Origin of the sequence: Paraclostridium tenue, assembly GCF_039521565.1 — a bacterium.
Lineage (GTDB): Bacteria > Bacillota > Clostridia > Peptostreptococcales > Peptostreptococcaceae > Paraclostridium > Paraclostridium tenue.
In genome coordinates this window covers 165,288-180,384 of sequence record NZ_BAAACP010000003.1, presented here as the reverse complement: position 1 = coordinate 180,384, position 15,097 = coordinate 165,288, and the positions used below count along the sequence as shown (strand labels likewise).

Annotated in this window: 15 protein-coding genes; all 15 read right to left on the bottom strand. The window is 28.5% G+C overall.

What is annotated here, in order from left to right; translation table 11 throughout:
• Positions 1 to 128 precede the first annotated feature (128 nt).
• The 15 genes from ABFX13_RS04230 to ABFX13_RS04160 all read right to left on the bottom strand — a co-directional run bounded on the left by ABFX13_RS04230 (position 129) and on the right by ABFX13_RS04160 (position 15,093).
• Complete coding sequence (locus ABFX13_RS04230) at positions 129 to 1,190, bottom strand: hypothetical protein (protein ID WP_346042894.1); 1,062 nt, start codon at positions 1,188 to 1,190, stop codon at positions 129 to 131.
• A gap of 2 nt (positions 1,191 to 1,192) precedes the next feature.
• Entirely contained in the window at positions 1,193 to 1,711 is a 519-nt protein-coding gene (locus ABFX13_RS04225; protein WP_346042892.1) for an SPOCS domain-containing protein, read from the bottom strand.
• A 154-nt stretch (positions 1,712 to 1,865) separates the two neighbouring features.
• Positions 1,866 to 2,114 carry a zinc ribbon domain-containing protein gene (locus ABFX13_RS04220; protein ID WP_147546404.1) on the bottom strand — a complete coding sequence of 83 codons (249 nt, stop codon included), beginning with the start codon at positions 2,112 to 2,114 and terminating at the stop codon, positions 1,866 to 1,868.
• A 141-nt stretch (positions 2,115 to 2,255) separates the two neighbouring features.
• The gene (gene ppdK / locus ABFX13_RS04215) at positions 2,256 to 4,874 is read right to left on the bottom strand and encodes a pyruvate, phosphate dikinase (protein ID WP_346042889.1); all 2,619 of its coding nucleotides are present in this window, start codon (positions 4,872 to 4,874) and stop codon (positions 2,256 to 2,258) included.
• A 265-nt stretch (positions 4,875 to 5,139) separates the two neighbouring features.
• Complete coding sequence (locus ABFX13_RS04210) at positions 5,140 to 5,976, bottom strand: pyruvate, water dikinase regulatory protein (protein WP_346042887.1); 837 nt, start codon at positions 5,974 to 5,976, stop codon at positions 5,140 to 5,142.
• Positions 5,977 to 5,986: 10 nt separating this feature from the next.
• The gene (ccpN, locus tag ABFX13_RS04205) at positions 5,987 to 6,628 is read right to left on the bottom strand and encodes a transcriptional regulator CcpN (protein WP_270646406.1); all 642 of its coding nucleotides are present in this window, start codon (positions 6,626 to 6,628) and stop codon (positions 5,987 to 5,989) included.
• Positions 6,629 to 6,898: 270 nt separating this feature from the next.
• Entirely contained in the window at positions 6,899 to 8,965 is a 2,067-nt protein-coding gene (gene glyS, locus ABFX13_RS04200; protein WP_346042881.1) for a glycine--tRNA ligase subunit beta, read from the bottom strand.
• Positions 8,965 to 9,843: a glycine--tRNA ligase subunit alpha gene (gene glyQ / locus ABFX13_RS04195; protein WP_147546394.1), complete on the bottom strand. Its 879-nt coding sequence runs from the start codon at positions 9,841 to 9,843 to the stop codon at positions 8,965 to 8,967. The genes glyS and glyQ overlap by 1 nt, the downstream gene beginning before the upstream one ends.
• Positions 9,844 to 9,979: 136 nt before the next feature.
• Complete coding sequence (locus ABFX13_RS04190; protein ID WP_346042876.1) at positions 9,980 to 10,558, bottom strand: DUF4342 domain-containing protein; 579 nt, start codon at positions 10,556 to 10,558, stop codon at positions 9,980 to 9,982.
• Positions 10,551 to 11,324 carry a DNA repair protein RecO gene (recO, locus tag ABFX13_RS04185; RefSeq protein WP_346042874.1) on the bottom strand — a complete coding sequence of 258 codons (774 nt, stop codon included), beginning with the start codon at positions 11,322 to 11,324 and terminating at the stop codon, positions 10,551 to 10,553. Before recO ends, ABFX13_RS04190 begins: the two co-directional genes overlap by 8 nt.
• Positions 11,275 to 11,448, bottom strand: a complete 174-nt coding sequence (locus ABFX13_RS04180; RefSeq protein ID WP_346042872.1) for a YqzL family protein — start codon at positions 11,446 to 11,448, stop codon at positions 11,275 to 11,277. Before ABFX13_RS04180 ends, recO begins: the two co-directional genes overlap by 50 nt.
• Before the next feature lie 70 nt (positions 11,449 to 11,518).
• Positions 11,519 to 12,898, bottom strand: coding sequence for a magnesium transporter (mgtE, locus tag ABFX13_RS04175; RefSeq protein ID WP_346042869.1), 1,380 nt, complete (start codon positions 12,896 to 12,898; stop codon positions 11,519 to 11,521).
• Between the two features lie 15 nt (positions 12,899 to 12,913).
• Positions 12,914 to 13,804 (bottom strand): GTPase Era, encoded by an 891-nt coding sequence (gene era, locus ABFX13_RS04170; RefSeq protein WP_346042867.1) that lies wholly within the window; start codon positions 13,802 to 13,804, stop codon positions 12,914 to 12,916.
• A 39-nt stretch (positions 13,805 to 13,843) separates the two neighbouring features.
• Positions 13,844 to 14,245 carry a cytidine deaminase gene (gene cdd / locus ABFX13_RS04165; RefSeq protein ID WP_346042864.1) on the bottom strand — a complete coding sequence of 134 codons (402 nt, stop codon included), beginning with the start codon at positions 14,243 to 14,245 and terminating at the stop codon, positions 13,844 to 13,846.
• Positions 14,246 to 14,379: 134 nt separating this feature from the next.
• Positions 14,380 to 15,093, bottom strand: a complete 714-nt coding sequence (locus tag ABFX13_RS04160) for a diacylglycerol kinase (protein WP_346042862.1) — start codon at positions 15,091 to 15,093, stop codon at positions 14,380 to 14,382.
• Positions 15,094 to 15,097 lie beyond the last annotated feature (4 nt).

Below are 15,097 nucleotides of genomic sequence, written 5' to 3'. Positions count from 1 at the left end.
TCATATTTTAATCACTCCTCAGTTAATATTTTATAAAAAAAGATCTTACATAGATAGACACGCTTTTTCTCGTGTCCACTATATAGGATCCATTTTAAATTTATTAGATACTCTTTTTTATATCATTTTTACTTTACTACCATGCTTATAGTTATTTCATACTCTTGTACCAAGCTTTCTATATAACTAGATAGTAATGAGTTATTATTATCAATAATTTCTCCATTATCTAATACATATTTAGTGTTTATACAATCTAATGATGCACTCTCTATTTCATAATCGTCAGTTTCTGTTGCCCCAGCTATATCTATATAAATTAAGTATGGTATTATAACTGTTGTATTCCTAATATCTCCATCAAAACATACACATTCCTTTTCATAGGATTTACATATAGATTGATTTCTTTTATACTCTTTTTTATCTATTTCATCTGATAAAGGTTTAGATGTATAATAAGTTATATTTTCTACAACCATAGTTACAATATTAGCTCCATCTTTTAACATTTCTACACTTTCTATATGCATACTTCTCTCTATATTTCCTACTTTAACAACTATATCTTCTTTAGGTTTATCAATATTTATTTTTTTACTTCTATATACTCTGCATTTTCCACGAAATTCATCTCTGTCAAAGTTTTCTAGTTTTTCTTCATTATTTTTAGACTCTTCTTTTCTAATTTCTTCTATACTTTCTTCCTTTGATTCTTCAATATATCCTACATCTTCTTTTACTTCTTCTTTAATTTCAATTTTCTCTTCTACAGTTTCAATATATTCTATCTCTTTTTCCGTTGATTCTTCTTTAGCTTCAATTTTAGCTATATTTTCTTCTTCCCTAACCTCACTATTTTCTACTTCTTTTATAGTTTCAATTTTTTCTATACTTTCCTCATTTATTTCTTCTACACCTTCAGTATGTTCTTCTTTTTCTTCTTCTATAGTTTCAATTTCTTTTATACCCTCTTCTTTTTTATTAATTTCATTTTCTTCTATTTTTTCTTCAAAATTCTCTATTTCATTTTCCTCATTTGATATACTACGTATTTTATCCATTATCCTATCTTTTGATTCTTCATCTATAACTAATTCATTTCCTATACCTGTTTGTGATAGTACCTCTTCAATATAATCATTTTGTTCCTGTTTTCTTTTTACTGTAACTTCAAAATTCTTGGCCATAATTAATTATCCCCCTGTTTTATTACAGTTACATCTATATTGATTATATCCTGTACTAATATTCCTGTTATAGATTTATCTTTAACTTCTTCATCATTATCATATAAAGATTTTATAGATTTATTTTCAATAATTACCTTATCGTCTTCACTAGCTCCTTTTACAAAAACTAATATTTCAAATGGAATCCATGTTGTTGTGTGTCTTACAACTCCATCAGCTGCAACTAATTCTAACTTTGGCGTCAATTGTCTATAATTAGCATCTTCTGCTTGATTTCCTATTAATTTTTTTAACTGTTCTTTATTTGCTGTATTATAAGTTATGCTTTTATTTAAATATCCTTTTACTATAGCATAATCTCCATTTTTAACTACTTCGGCATTTTCAATTATTATTTCATTATCTCTATCTGTAATTTTTATAATTACATCCTTATCTGGTGGCGCAAGTATTATTTTTTTCTTGATAATATCCACACCACTCCCTTTTAACCTTGTTGTAGCTATATTTTCTGTCATACTAAAAAACCCCCTACTTGGTTTTACATACCTAAAATTATTTTCTACTTAATCTTATATTACATTTTATTCCTTATTGATAAATTTGTTACTATTTGTACACAATCATATATTTTAAATTTAAGCAAAATAAAAGGAGTTTTTAAAACTCCTTTTATTCTTCATCAGAAAAAGTACCATTAAATCTCATCTTAGCTATCTTTAATATTTCACTTAAGTTATATCCTTTTAATTTACATCCACACTTTGGACAATATTCTAACTTCTTAGAAACTAAAGCTTTACAACTAGGTTCTGGACATCTTACTTTTTCAGTTACCCTACCTACATCAAGACCACATCTTGGACAAATAGTTCCTGGCCTATTCGAAACTTCTTTTCCACATCTTGGACACTTAATCACAACTATCCCCCCATATACTATATATAAATTTTAATAATATATAATATGGTAAATACCATATTTGTGCTATAAGTTTCTAAAATGAATTTTAAACAAATAAAAGGAATTGGATAATCCAATTCCTTTTATTTTATATAAATTTTATTTATTTTTTATTACTGCTTGAGCTGCTGCAAGTCTAGCAATAGGTACTCTGTATGGTGAACAAGATACATAATTTAATCCTGTTTTATAACAAAACTCTATAGAAGACGGTTCTCCTCCGTGTTCTCCACATATACCTAATTTAAGATTTGGTTTAACACTTCTGCCTAATTTAGCAGCCATTTGAACTAATTTACCAACTCCATTTTGATCTAAAACTTGGAATGGGTCTTTTTCTAATATTTCACTATTCACATACTCACCTAAGAATTTATTAGCATCATCTCTTGAATATCCAAATGTCATTTGAGTTAAGTCGTTTGTACCAAAACTGAAGAAATCTGCTTCACTAGCTATTTCATCAGCTGTTAAACAAGCTCTTGGAACTTCTATCATAGTTCCTACTGTGTAGTTCACTTTAACTCCTGATTTTTCTAGTTCTTTTTCTATTGCAGCTATAACATTTTCTTTTATAGTTTTTAATTCCTTAACTTCTCCAACTAAAGGTATCATTATTTCAGGATTAACTTCTATACCACTTTGTTTAGCTTCTATTGCACCTTGTATTATAGCTTTTGCTTGCATTATAGCTATTTCAGGATAAGTTATAGCAAGTCTACAACCTCTATGTCCAAGCATTGGATTTAATTCTTGTAAATCAACTATTCTTTTTCTTATTTCTTTCACTTCAAGTCCCATAGTTTTTGCTAAAGCTTCTATTGCTTCATCATCATGTGGTAAGAACTCATGTAGTGGTGGATCTAGTAATCTTATGTTAACACTTCTTCCGTCCATAACTTTAAATATTTCTGTAAAGTCTTCTCTTTGCATTGGTAATAATTTTTCAAGAGCTACTAATCTTTGTTCTAATGTTCTTGATAATATCATTTCTCTAACTGCTGGTATTCTATCTTCGTCAAAGAACATATGCTCAGTTCTACAAAGTCCTATACCTTCTGCTCCAAATTTTATAGCAACACTTGCATCTCTTGGAGTATCTGCATTAGTTCTAACTTGTAAAGTTTTATACTTATCAACCCAGTTCATAAGAGTTTCAAAATTTCCAGTAAGTGCAACATCAGTTTTTTCTACTTTTCCTAAATATACACATCCTGTTGAACCATCTAAAGATATATAATCTCCTTCTTTTATAACTAAATTATCTACAGTTATCTCTTTATAGTATTCATCAACTTTTATTTCTCCACATCCAGCTACACAACATTTACCCATACCTCTGGCTACAACTGCTGCATGAGATGTCATTCCACCTCTAGCTGTAAGTATACCTTGTGCTACAACCATACCTTCTATATCTTCTGGTGAAGTTTCTAATCTTACAAGTATAACTTCTTCGCCTTTTTCTGCTGCTTTAACAACATCATTTGCATTAAAATATACTTTACCGCAACTAGCACCAGGAGAAGCTGGTAGTCCTTTTGCTATAAGCTTAGCATTTTTTAAAGATTTTTCTTCAAAGTTTGGATGAAGTAATTGATCTAATTGATTAGGTTCAATTCTCATTATAGCTTCTTTCTCATCTATTATACCTTCTTCAACTAATTCAACTGCAATATTTATAGCTGCTTTTGCAGTTCTTTTTCCGTTTCTTGTTTGAAGAATATATAATTTTTCATTTTCAATTGTAAATTCTATATCTTGCATATCTTTATAGTGATTTTCAAGTATATGAGTTATCTTAACAAACTCATCATATATAGCTGGCATAACTACTTTTAAAGTTTCTATATCTTGAGGAGTTCTAATACCTGCAACAACATCTTCACCTTGTGCATTTATTAAATATTCTCCAAATAATTTATTTTCTCCAGTAGATGGGTTTCTAGTAAATGCAACTCCTGTACCACTAGTTTCTCCCATATTACCAAATACCATAGATTGTATATTAACTGCAGTTCCTAAGTTATGAGGTATATCATTTAATTTACGATATACATTAGCTCTTGGGTTATTCCAAGATTTAAATACTGCTTTTATTGCTAACATTAGCTGTTCTTTTGGATCTTCTGGGAAGTTTTGTCTTAGTTCTTTTTTATATATTTTTTTATACTCTTCAACTAAAACTTTTAAATCTTCACTAGTAAGATCTGTATCAAATTTATAATTTTTTTCTTCTTTTATTCTATCTAAAGCATTTTCAAACTTATACTTTGGAACTCCCATAGCAACGTCTGAAAACATCTGTATAAATCTTCTATAACTATCATAAGCAAATCTTTCATTTTGAGTGTTTTTAGCTAAAGCCTTAACAGATGTATCATTTAATCCTAAGTTTAATATAGTATCCATCATTCCTGGCATCGAAAAAACTGCCCCAGAACGTACAGATAATAATAAAGGATTTTCATTACATCCTAATTTTTTATTTAAAGATTTTTCTAATTGAACTAACTTTTCTTCTATTTGAACTATTATATCTTCTCTTATATTTTCATTATTTTTGTAATAATCATTACAAGCTTCGGTACTAATAGTAAACCCTGGAGGCACTGGTAAGCCTATCTTAGTCATCTCGGCTAAGTTAGCACCTTTACCACCTAAAAGACTCTTCATTTCCTTTGAACCCTCACCAAAACTATAAACAAACTTACTCATGGAAAACTCCTCCTAAATATAATTTTCTAGATATAAATATAAATTTGTAATTTATATTTATATTCAAATGTAATTAGCTTTGTTGTGTCTAAAATATATAATTAATATCAAATAGATATTAATTATATATGCTTAATTAAAAGCTTCCCTAACTATTAACTTTTCATAAAATCTTACTATACATTTTTAATAAAAATTTACTGTAATAAATAAGATTTATAATACACACCGAAAAATCAATTTACTTTCGATGTGCACTAAAATATTATTTATCACTGTCCCTAAATATCTTAAGTCCGTTTTCTTTCATTATATCCATTATAATACCTGCTGTTTCTTCTATAGCCTTGTTTGAAACATCTATAACTGGACAACCTACTTTTTTCATTACTTTATCAGAATAATCTAACTCTTGAAGTATTCTATCAAACTTAGCATAATTTGCATTACTTGATAATCCTAAAGACTTTAATCTTTCTTGTCTTATTTGATTTAACTTTTCTGGAGTATTAGTAAGCCCTATTATTTTCTTTTGATTTATCTCAAATACTTCTTTAGGTATTGGTATCTCTGGAACTAAAGGTACATTTGCAACCTTTATATTTTTATTTGCAAGATACATACTAAGTGGTGTCTTAGATGTTCTTGATATACCTAATAAAACTACATCAGCTTGTAAAATTCCTCTTTGATCTTTTCCATCGTCATACTTAACAGCAAATTCTATAGCTTCAACTCTTTTAAAGTAGCTTTCATCTAATTTTCTTATAATACCTGGTTCTCTTTTTGGTTTAACACCTATTTTATTAGTTATTTGTTTTAATATTGGAGTCATTAAGTCTACACAACTTAAATTTTCCTTTTCACAATATTGTTCAGTAAACTCTAAAAGTTCTTGTTCTACTAATGTATATATAACTATTGCATTTTCTTCTTTAGCACTTTTTAATATTTCTTCTAAAAAATTAACTTCTACAACATAAGGAAATCTTCTTATTTCATAGTCATCCTCTAATTGAAATTGAGATATAGCAGCTTTAGTAACTTGTTGAGCTGTCTCCCCCACTGAGTCTGATATTACATATATGACTAAATTCTCCATGTACTCCTCCTTAATTATCTGCTATTTCTAGAAATAATTTTGTTATACTAGTTTTAGAAATTCTACCTACAACCTTATTTATTGTTTCATTATCCTTTTTTACTTCTTCTACAACTGGAATTGAATCTACTTCATGTTCTATTATTCTCTTTGCTGCTAAAACAACAGTATCATCAGCTTTAACTGTTACAACATTAGGTGTTCTTGTCATTATCATACCTACTGGTATTTTATTTATATCTCCTCCACCTATAGTTGCTTTTAATAAATCTTTTCTTGATACTATTCCACATAGCTCTTCTTTGTTATCTATTATAAATATACTACCTACATCAGATAAGAAGATATTAACTATAGTATCGTATACATTAGTATCTTGTCTTACCATTATAGGCATACTCATTATATCCGCTACAGTTTTTTCCTTTATTTTATCTCCTAATAAGTTGACTTTATCTATACCTGAATAAAAATACCCAACCTTTGGTCTAGCATCTAGTACTCCTGTCATTGTAAGAATAGCTAAGTCCGATCTTAAAGTAGCTCTAGTTACATTAAGCATTGATGCTATACTTTCGCTTGTTATTGGTTCGTTATCTTTTACTATATCAATTATCTTTAGTTGTCTATTATTAAGTTGAATAATAATCACACTCCTTATCTTTGTGATATACTATTTATTCTTTTTTGTTTATATAGTATATTATATATTTTTTATAGTATAATGTAAATATAGAAATTTAAATTTATTTCGATTATATAAATAAATACCTAAAATATTTTATCCATAATTGACTTAAAATAGGTATGTTGCTTAAATTTAATAAGTTGAAGTTTATATTTAGTTTAAAAATAAAATTAAATATAACTTTTTATAAAGATATGAAAACCGAGGAAAAATTCCCTCGGTCATTTAAACAGATTACTTATATACTATCTTAGATAAATCACAAATATTTAACATTGTATCATATATTTGTCTTAGTATAGCTAATCTGTTATTCTTTATAGCCTCGTCCTTGTCCATTATCATAACAGAGTCAAACATATTATCTATTGCTGGTCTTAAAGATGCAAATGCATCAAGTGCTTTAGTGTATTCTTTATCAGCTAATAAATGTTCAACATTAGAACGTATTTCTTGGAATTGTTGATATAAATTAAATTCAGCTTCTTCTCTCATTAAGCCTATGTTAACCACATTAGTTTCAGCTTTCTCAGCTAAAGTTGCAACTCTATTAAATGCTGTTAACATTTCAACTAGCTCATCTTTATCTATCCATGAGTTTAGTGCTATAGCTCTAGCATACATATCCGCTATATCATCTATATTAGAGCTTAATATAGCATCTATAACGTCATATCTTATTCCTAAGTCTCTAAATAGATTCTTTATTCTATCTTTGAAAAATTCCATTATTTGATTTGCAACTTCTGATTTGTCAAACTCTATAAATGAGTAGTTATCTAAAGTTAAATCTACAAGTTCTCTTAAACTTATATCTAGATTATTATCCATTAATATATTTATTATTCCTAATGCTTGACGTCTAAGTGCATAAGGGTCTTGAGATCCTGTTGGTTGTATTCCTATTGCAAAGAACCCTGCTATAGAGTCTAACTTATCTGCTATTGATAATATAACTCCATGGTTAGTTTTTGGAAGTATATCTCCTGCAAATCTTGGTAAGTAGTGTTCGAATATAGCTTCAGCTACATTTTCATTTTCTCCACTTACTTTTGCATATTCTCTTCCCATTACTCCTTGAAGTTCTGTAAATTCAAATACCATACCTGTAACTAAATCTGCTTTACATAACTTAGCTGCACGAAGTGTATCTTCTTTTATATCTTGTAATTTTAATCTATCTATTATGTCATTTGCTAATTTTTCTATTCTTAAAGATTTATCGTATACTGTTCCAAGTTTAGCTTGGAATACAACAGTTTTTAATTTTTCTATGTAATCTTCTAAAGGTTTCTTAGTATCTTCTTTGTAGAAGAATAATGCATCTGCAAGTCTAGCTTCTAGAACTTTTTCATTACCTTTTTTTACATTATCTATTTTATAGCTATCTCCATTTCTAACAGCTATAAAGTTTGGAAGTAATTTTCCATCCTTTAAAACAGGGAAATATCTTTGATGTTGCTTCATAGGAGTTATTACAACTTCTTTTGGAAGTTTAGCATAATCTTCATCAAACTCTCCATAGAAAGCTGTTGGATATTCTACTAAATGAGTTACTTCTTCAAGTAATTCTTCATCAAATTCTATTTCTCCGCCTAAAGATTTTGCAACTTCTTCACATTGTTTCTTTATAAGTGCTTTTCTTTCATCTTGGTTTAATATTACAAAGTTTTCTTGTAACTTAGTTAAGTACTCATCTAAAGTGTTAACTTCAAATTCACTTTGTCCTAAGAATCTATGTCCTTTAGTAACATTTGATGATACTATTCCTTCTAATTCTATGTTAAGTAATGAATCATTTAATATACAAACCATCCATCTTATAGGTCTTATAAATCTCATGTTCTTTCCACCCCAACGCATAGCTTTAGGGAATGTCATAGATTTTATAACTTCAGGAAGTATAGTTTTTAATACTTCACTAGTTAGCTTTCCTTCTTGCTTTATTTTACCAAAAGCATATTCTTCTTTTCCTGCTTGTTTAAAGTATAAATCTTCTTCCTTTATACCTTTGCTTTTCATAAATCCTAAAAGAGGTTTAGTGAAGTTTCCATCAGCATCAACAGCTATTCTTTTAGCTGGACCTTTTAATTCTTCTTCTAAATCTGATTGTTTTTCACAAATATTTTCTACTATAACAGTTAGTCTTCTTGGTGTAGAGTATACATTAACATTATCAAAAGTTATTCTATTTTCATTAAATGCTTTAACAACATTAGTCTTTAATTGTTCCATTGATGAGTTTACATATCTTGCTGGTAATTCCTCAACACCTATTTCAAATAAAAGGTAATTACTCATTACTTGTCACCTTCCTTTAAAAGTGGATATCCCATTTCTTTTCTTAATTCAACGTAAGCTTTAGCTACTGTTCTAGCCATGTTTCTTACTCTACTTATAAATGAAGCCCTTTGACTTACACCTATTGCTCCTCTAGCATCTAAAGTGTTGAATGTATGAGAACATTTTAACACATAATCATAAGCTGGAGTTATTAATCCTTTTTCCATAAGCTTTAATGCTTCTTTTTCATATACATCGAATAAGTTAAATAATAAATCTGCATCGCACTCTTCAAATGCATATACAGAGTTTTCATATTCTGCTCTTTGGAATACTTCTCCGTATGTAATTTCGTCATTCCATTTTAAATCATATACACTTTCAACCTCTTGAAGATACATTGCTAATCTTTCTAAACCATATGTAATTTCTCCAGTTTCAAGTTCACACTCTATACCACCGACTTGTTGGAAGTAAGTAAATTGAGTTATTTCCATTCCATCTAACCAAACTTCCCATCCAAGTCCCCAGGCACCAACTGCTGTTGCTTCCCAGTTATCTTCAACAAATCTTATATCATGTGCTTTTGTATCTATTCCTATAGCTTCTAAGCTTCCTAAGTATAATTCTTGTATATTATCTGGAGATGGCTTTAATATAACTTGGAATTGGTGATGTTGATATAATCTGTTAGGATTTTCACCATATCTACCATCTGCCGGTCTTCTAGACGGTTCTACATAACATACTTTCCAAGGTTCTGGACCTAAAGATCTAAGAAATGTATTTGGGTTCATTGTTCCTGCACCTTTTTCTACGTCGTAAGGTTGCATCATTATACATCCTTGCTTAGCCCAATAATCTTGTAATGTTAGTATCATATTTTGAAAATTCATACGAATACCCTCCTATACTAAAAACAAAGCCTTTCGTGCTATACGAAAGGCCATTAAATGGTTATTTTCTAACTTTTAGAATATCAAAATCCTTGAAATTTGTCAATATTCTTAAGCTAGTGTATGTCAATGCTTTTTAATACTTATTTACATTGTCATCTTCTTCTTTTATTAATTCTTCTGTTATATCTTTGTCGTCTTTTTTCTTTTCTTTAACTACATCAGTAACTTCCTTTGCAGTACTAGTTAACATATTTTTTAATATATTTAATTTTTCTTCGTTTAGCTCTCCTAAATCAACAACCGTTTTATCTTCTTCATTTTCAACCTTTATATTAAATTTACCTATTACAGCTGCTGAAAGTCCTACTAATGTAACTAGTGGTCCTAAAGCTAAACCAACAACTCCAACTGTTAAAGGTATATTCATTATTGTTTTGTTATCTTTTTCAACTACTATTCTTATAACATTACTTCTTTTTAGCATTTCTTTTAATTGACATTTCATTTCTTCTGCATCTTTGCCTAAAGCATTTTCCATTTTTTCTTTAGCTTTAGTCTTTACTTTAGTAGATTTTTTATTTTGTTCTAAATATATTATTGCATCTAATATATCTCCATCTGTAACTACTAAAGCTTCTTTAGCTTCTTTGTAACTTGCACTTGGAACTCTTTCTAATACTTGATCTATTTTTTCTAATGTTATATCAGTCATTATTATCAGCTCCCTTATTATTTTCTATTCCTTGAAATAAGTGTAACGATTTTATATTTACATTGTCAATGTAAATTTGAATATATACTTTTAAAATTTTATCTAGTTCATTTACTATATATTTAGATACTTTTGCTTTACTACAAGTTATTATATCGTTTCTAAATACATAATCCATAAGTTTTATGGTTGTACTATCTATTTTAAAATTATATACATGGTTTTCTTTACACTTTTCACATAGTATACCACCTTCATCAACATTAAATACACTGTTTTTAAGATTAGTGGTGTTGCAGTTAACACATTTATTTACAATAGGTTTAAATCCTGCATAATCTAAAAATTTTAGTTCAAATGCCTTTGTTACAAATTCTTTATCTATATCTTTTTGAGTATATAAATAAAGAGTTTGAGCTAATAGTACAAATAGCCTATTATTAGTCTGATTTTCATATATAGAACCTTCTACTAAACTTGTTATATATGTTGCATATGAAAAAGCATCTATATCATAAGCTATATCATAAAAGCTTTTAATAGTTTCACTTTGACTTACTCTATACATATTTCCTTGTTTTTTTAAGGTAAAATTAGAATAAGAGAAAACTTGGGAAGATGATAACAAAGAACTTTTATTTCTTTTAGCACCTTTTGCTATAGCTGATATCTTCCCAAGCTTTCTTGTAAATATAGTTAGTATTAAATCACTTTCTTTATATCTCGCTGATCGTAGTACTATCCCCTGGGTGTTTACAATTATCATAGTCGATTTCTATCTCCCTATTTATATTATCATTTATCTCACTTATATTAGTTTTATTTTTTATGTATAGGTATGCTTCTATACTTCCTGTCTTTTTAAAAACTTCCCAACATAAATTGTTCATTTTTAAAAACCCCCTTCTTACGCTTATATTATATTTTTAGTAAGAAGGGGGAAAAAAATGCATTAAGTTTTTAGACAATTTTTGCCAATATAATTGTTGTGATTACAAAATAAATCATCATTCCAATTATATCAAGGGCTGTAGCAATTAATGGAGCAGATACTATCGATGGATCTGCATCCATTTTTTTTAATATCATAGGAACAAAAGATCCTAACATAGCTCCAATTATCATATTTATAAAAAGTGATAAAGAAACTATTAAAACAATATTTATATCCTTGACAAAAACATAAGTAGTTATACTTAAAATTAAACTACAAATTATTCCTGTTAATACACCAACCAGTCCTTCTAATAAAACATTTTTAAAATCCAAGTGTTTATTAGATAATGCCATAACAGTAAGTGCGGAAACTTGGGTACCTATATTTCCACCCATACCTGTTACTATAGGTACAAAATATATTAAAGGGAAATATTTTGAATCAATTACATAATCAAAACTTGATAGTATTAAAGTTGCTAAAAGACCTCCTAATAAAGTTACTATAAGCCATGGTATTCTAGCTTTAAAAGATGATATAACTTGGTCCTTAGGGTCTACATTACTTTGTTCTATTATATCTCTTTCTTGCTCAGATGTTCCAGCAAACTTATACATATCTTCACTAGCTTCTTCTTCTATGACATCTATTACATCATCAACAGTTATAATCCCTCTTAAAGTATCATCTCTACCTACAACAGGTATTGCTATTAAATCGTATTTAGAAACTAATTTAACAGCTTTTTCTCTATCTTCATCTACATATACAGAGATTATATTTTCACTCATTAAGTCTTCTATTATACTATCATCCCTTGAAGTTATAAGCTCTCTTAAAGATAATACTCCAACTAATTTTTCAAAGTTGTCTATTACATATATATAGTATATAGTTTCTGCATCTATAGCATTTTCTCTCATATAGCTTATAGCTTCTTTTGCAGTCATATGCTTATTTATAGCTATATAACCTGTAGTCATTATACCTCCAGCAGATTCTTCCTCATATATAAGAAGTTCTTTAACATCTTGGGCATCTTCTTGATTTAAAAGATTTATTACTTCTTCTCTTTCATCTTCTTCTAAATCAGCTAATATATCAGCCATATCATCTAATGACATCATTTCTAGTATATTAGCTTTATGCTCTGTATTTAGCTTTGAAAGAATATACTTAAAAAATTCAGAATCAGCATCATCAAGGATTGATGCGGCCATGTCTATTGGCAATATTTCAAATAATTTTATTTGCTTATCTTCATCTAAATTTTCTAGAATATCAAAAATATCCCTATTATGATACTCTTCCATTAATTCTCTTAGCTCTAATATTTTATTATTGTCTATTAAATCTTCAACTTGATCTAATAGCTCCTTGGAATGTTCGTCTTTCCTATCCATAAAACCCACCTTTTACTATTTATCAGTATAACCAAAGTTATTTATAAAACTTTGCAGGTTTCTCCAGTTTTCTTTAACCTTAACCCATATTTGAAGGTTAATTTGAGAACCTAATAATAATTCTATTTCTTCTCTGGCTGACTTTCCTATACCTTTTAATTTTCTTCCATTCTTACCTATTATTATACCCTTATGTGAGTCTCTTTCACAATATATAACTGCAGATATATCTATTATATCTTTATCTGGTCTTTTTTTCATTCTTTCTATTTCTACAGCAACACCATGAGGTATTTCATCATGTACATAGTGAAGTACTTTTTCTCTTATAAGTTCAGATATTAATACTCTTTCTGGTTGATCTGTAATCATATACTCAGGGAAATATTGAGGTCCTTCTTCTAAGTACCCTTCTATTACTTTTAATAATCTATCTGTATTTTTCCCTTTTAATGCTGAAATTGGAACTATTTCATCAAACATATTTTCAGCATCATACATTTTTATTAAGTCAAATAATTCTTCTTCATTTAACATATCAATCTTATTTAATACTAATATCTTAGGAGTTTTTATACCTCTTAAGCTTTCTATTATCATTCTATCTCCTGGTCCAATTTTTTTAGACTCATCAACAACATATAAAACTACATCTACATTTTTAAATGCATCTGTTGCTGATTTTACCATAAACTCACCTAATTTATTTTTAGGCTTGTGTATACCTGGTGTGTCTAAAAATACTATTTGACAATCTTTATCTGTGTAAACTGCTTGAATAGTGTTTCTTGTAGTTTGAGGCTTATCACTCATTATTGCTATTTTTTCGCCTACTACACTATTCATAAGAGTAGATTTACCAACATTTGGTCTCCCTACTATACTAACAAATCCTGATTTAAACATTTTAATTCCTCTTTTCAACTTGTCTTTTGTCTTTTTAATTTATTTAAAGTCACTACCTGAGAAATAATGTGGAATTAATTCTGCGATAGTATGTTCCTGTATATCTCCTTTTGAATATCCAGTTATTATTCTTATATTTGGTCCAAACTCTATTATAACTTGCCTACATATTGCACATGGATATGTAGGTTCATTTTTTTCTGAATTAATACTAGCAATTGCTATAGCCTCTATATCTTTGTGTCCTTCAGATATAGCTTTAAATAGTGCAGTTCTTTCTGCACAGTTTGTTCCTGAAAAAGATGCACATTCTACATTACATCCTGTAAAAACTTTTCCACTTTTAGTTAAAAGTGCCGCACCTACCTTAAAGTTTGAGTATGGTGAATAAGAGTTTTCTCTTGCTTTTTCTGCTATTTCTAATAATTGTTTATTGTTCATATATTTAACCTCCCAGTAAGGTATTTATCCCTTAATATTTTCAAGTAGTATATTACATTATACCAAAATAGAAAAAAAGAACAAAGTAAATTTCTATTTAGTTTTAAAAAAAGTGGGAATAAATCTCCCACTTTTTAATATTGAGCTATTTGTAAAACTAACATAGCTACTAAAACTCCAAGTAAAGCTCCTGCTACAGTCTCCCAAAAAGTATGTATTTTGCCTTCTATCCTGCTTTGTGCAACCAATATTGCCATTAAATATGCAAGAGTTGAAGCTACAACTCTTTCTGTCATAAATGTTACAAGTGTAGCAAGTGCAAAAGCAAGCGCTGAGTGCCCACTTGGCATACCACCTTGTAGAGGTGTTCCTGTAGATGTTAGTGATTTAACTACAACTACAGCTATTAAAACTAATACTATACATATTAAAGTAACATGTATAGGTGATTTTCTAATTGTGAAAAATACTGTGTTTCCTAGGCTTTCAAGTTTATCCACAAATAATAAATATCCTACTACACATGCATTTAAACTTGCTATTAAAACTCCCCCTGCAGCAACATCTTTTGCAATTTTTGCTAGTGGATGATAAGTATCAGTTATCATATCCACAGTTTTCTCTATAGCTGTATTAAACATTTCAGATATTACAACTAAGCTTATTGTAAAAAGTAAAAGAATCATTTCAAATTTATTAAAGTCACAAAATAAACTAGCAGTAAGAACTAATACAGCTACAAAGTAATGTATTTTCATGTTTCTTTCATGTTTAAAGGTATATAATATTCCCGCAATAGCAGCATTAAAAGCTTCTATTATGCCTTGCTTACCTTTTTTCTTCCCCATAAGT

Bases quoted from the DNA above. Each gene is read 5' to 3' on its own strand.
- ABFX13_RS04230 (WP_346042894.1), bottom strand. From the start codon at position 1,190: ATGGCCAAGAATTTTGAAGTTACAGTAAAAAGAAAACAGGAACAAAAT.
- ABFX13_RS04225 (WP_346042892.1), bottom strand. From the start codon at position 1,711: ATGACAGAAAATATAGCTACAACAAGGTTAAAAGGGAGTGGTGTGGAT.
- ppdK (WP_346042889.1), bottom strand. From the start codon at position 4,874: ATGAGTAAGTTTGTTTATAGTTTTGGTGAGGGTTCAAAGGAAATGAAG.
- ABFX13_RS04210 (WP_346042887.1), bottom strand. From the start codon at position 5,976: ATGGAGAATTTAGTCATATATGTAATATCAGACTCAGTGGGGGAGACA.
- glyS (WP_346042881.1), bottom strand. From the start codon at position 8,965: ATGAGTAATTACCTTTTATTTGAAATAGGTGTTGAGGAATTACCAGCA.
- glyQ (WP_147546394.1), bottom strand. From the start codon at position 9,843: ATGAATTTTCAAAATATGATACTAACATTACAAGATTATTGGGCTAAG.
- ABFX13_RS04190 (WP_346042876.1), bottom strand. From the start codon at position 10,558: ATGACTGATATAACATTAGAAAAAATAGATCAAGTATTAGAAAGAGTT.
- recO (WP_346042874.1), bottom strand. From the start codon at position 11,324: ATGATAATTGTAAACACCCAGGGGATAGTACTACGATCAGCGAGATAT.
- ABFX13_RS04180 (WP_346042872.1), bottom strand. From the start codon at position 11,448: ATGAACAATTTATGTTGGGAAGTTTTTAAAAAGACAGGAAGTATAGAA.
- mgtE (WP_346042869.1), bottom strand. From the start codon at position 12,898: ATGGATAGGAAAGACGAACATTCCAAGGAGCTATTAGATCAAGTTGAA.
- era (WP_346042867.1), bottom strand. From the start codon at position 13,804: ATGTTTAAATCAGGATTTGTTAGTATAGTAGGGAGACCAAATGTTGGT.
- cdd (WP_346042864.1), bottom strand. From the start codon at position 14,245: ATGAACAATAAACAATTATTAGAAATAGCAGAAAAAGCAAGAGAAAAC.
- ABFX13_RS04160 (WP_346042862.1), bottom strand. From the start codon at position 15,093: ATGGGGAAGAAAAAAGGTAAGCAAGGCATAATAGAAGCTTTTAATGCT.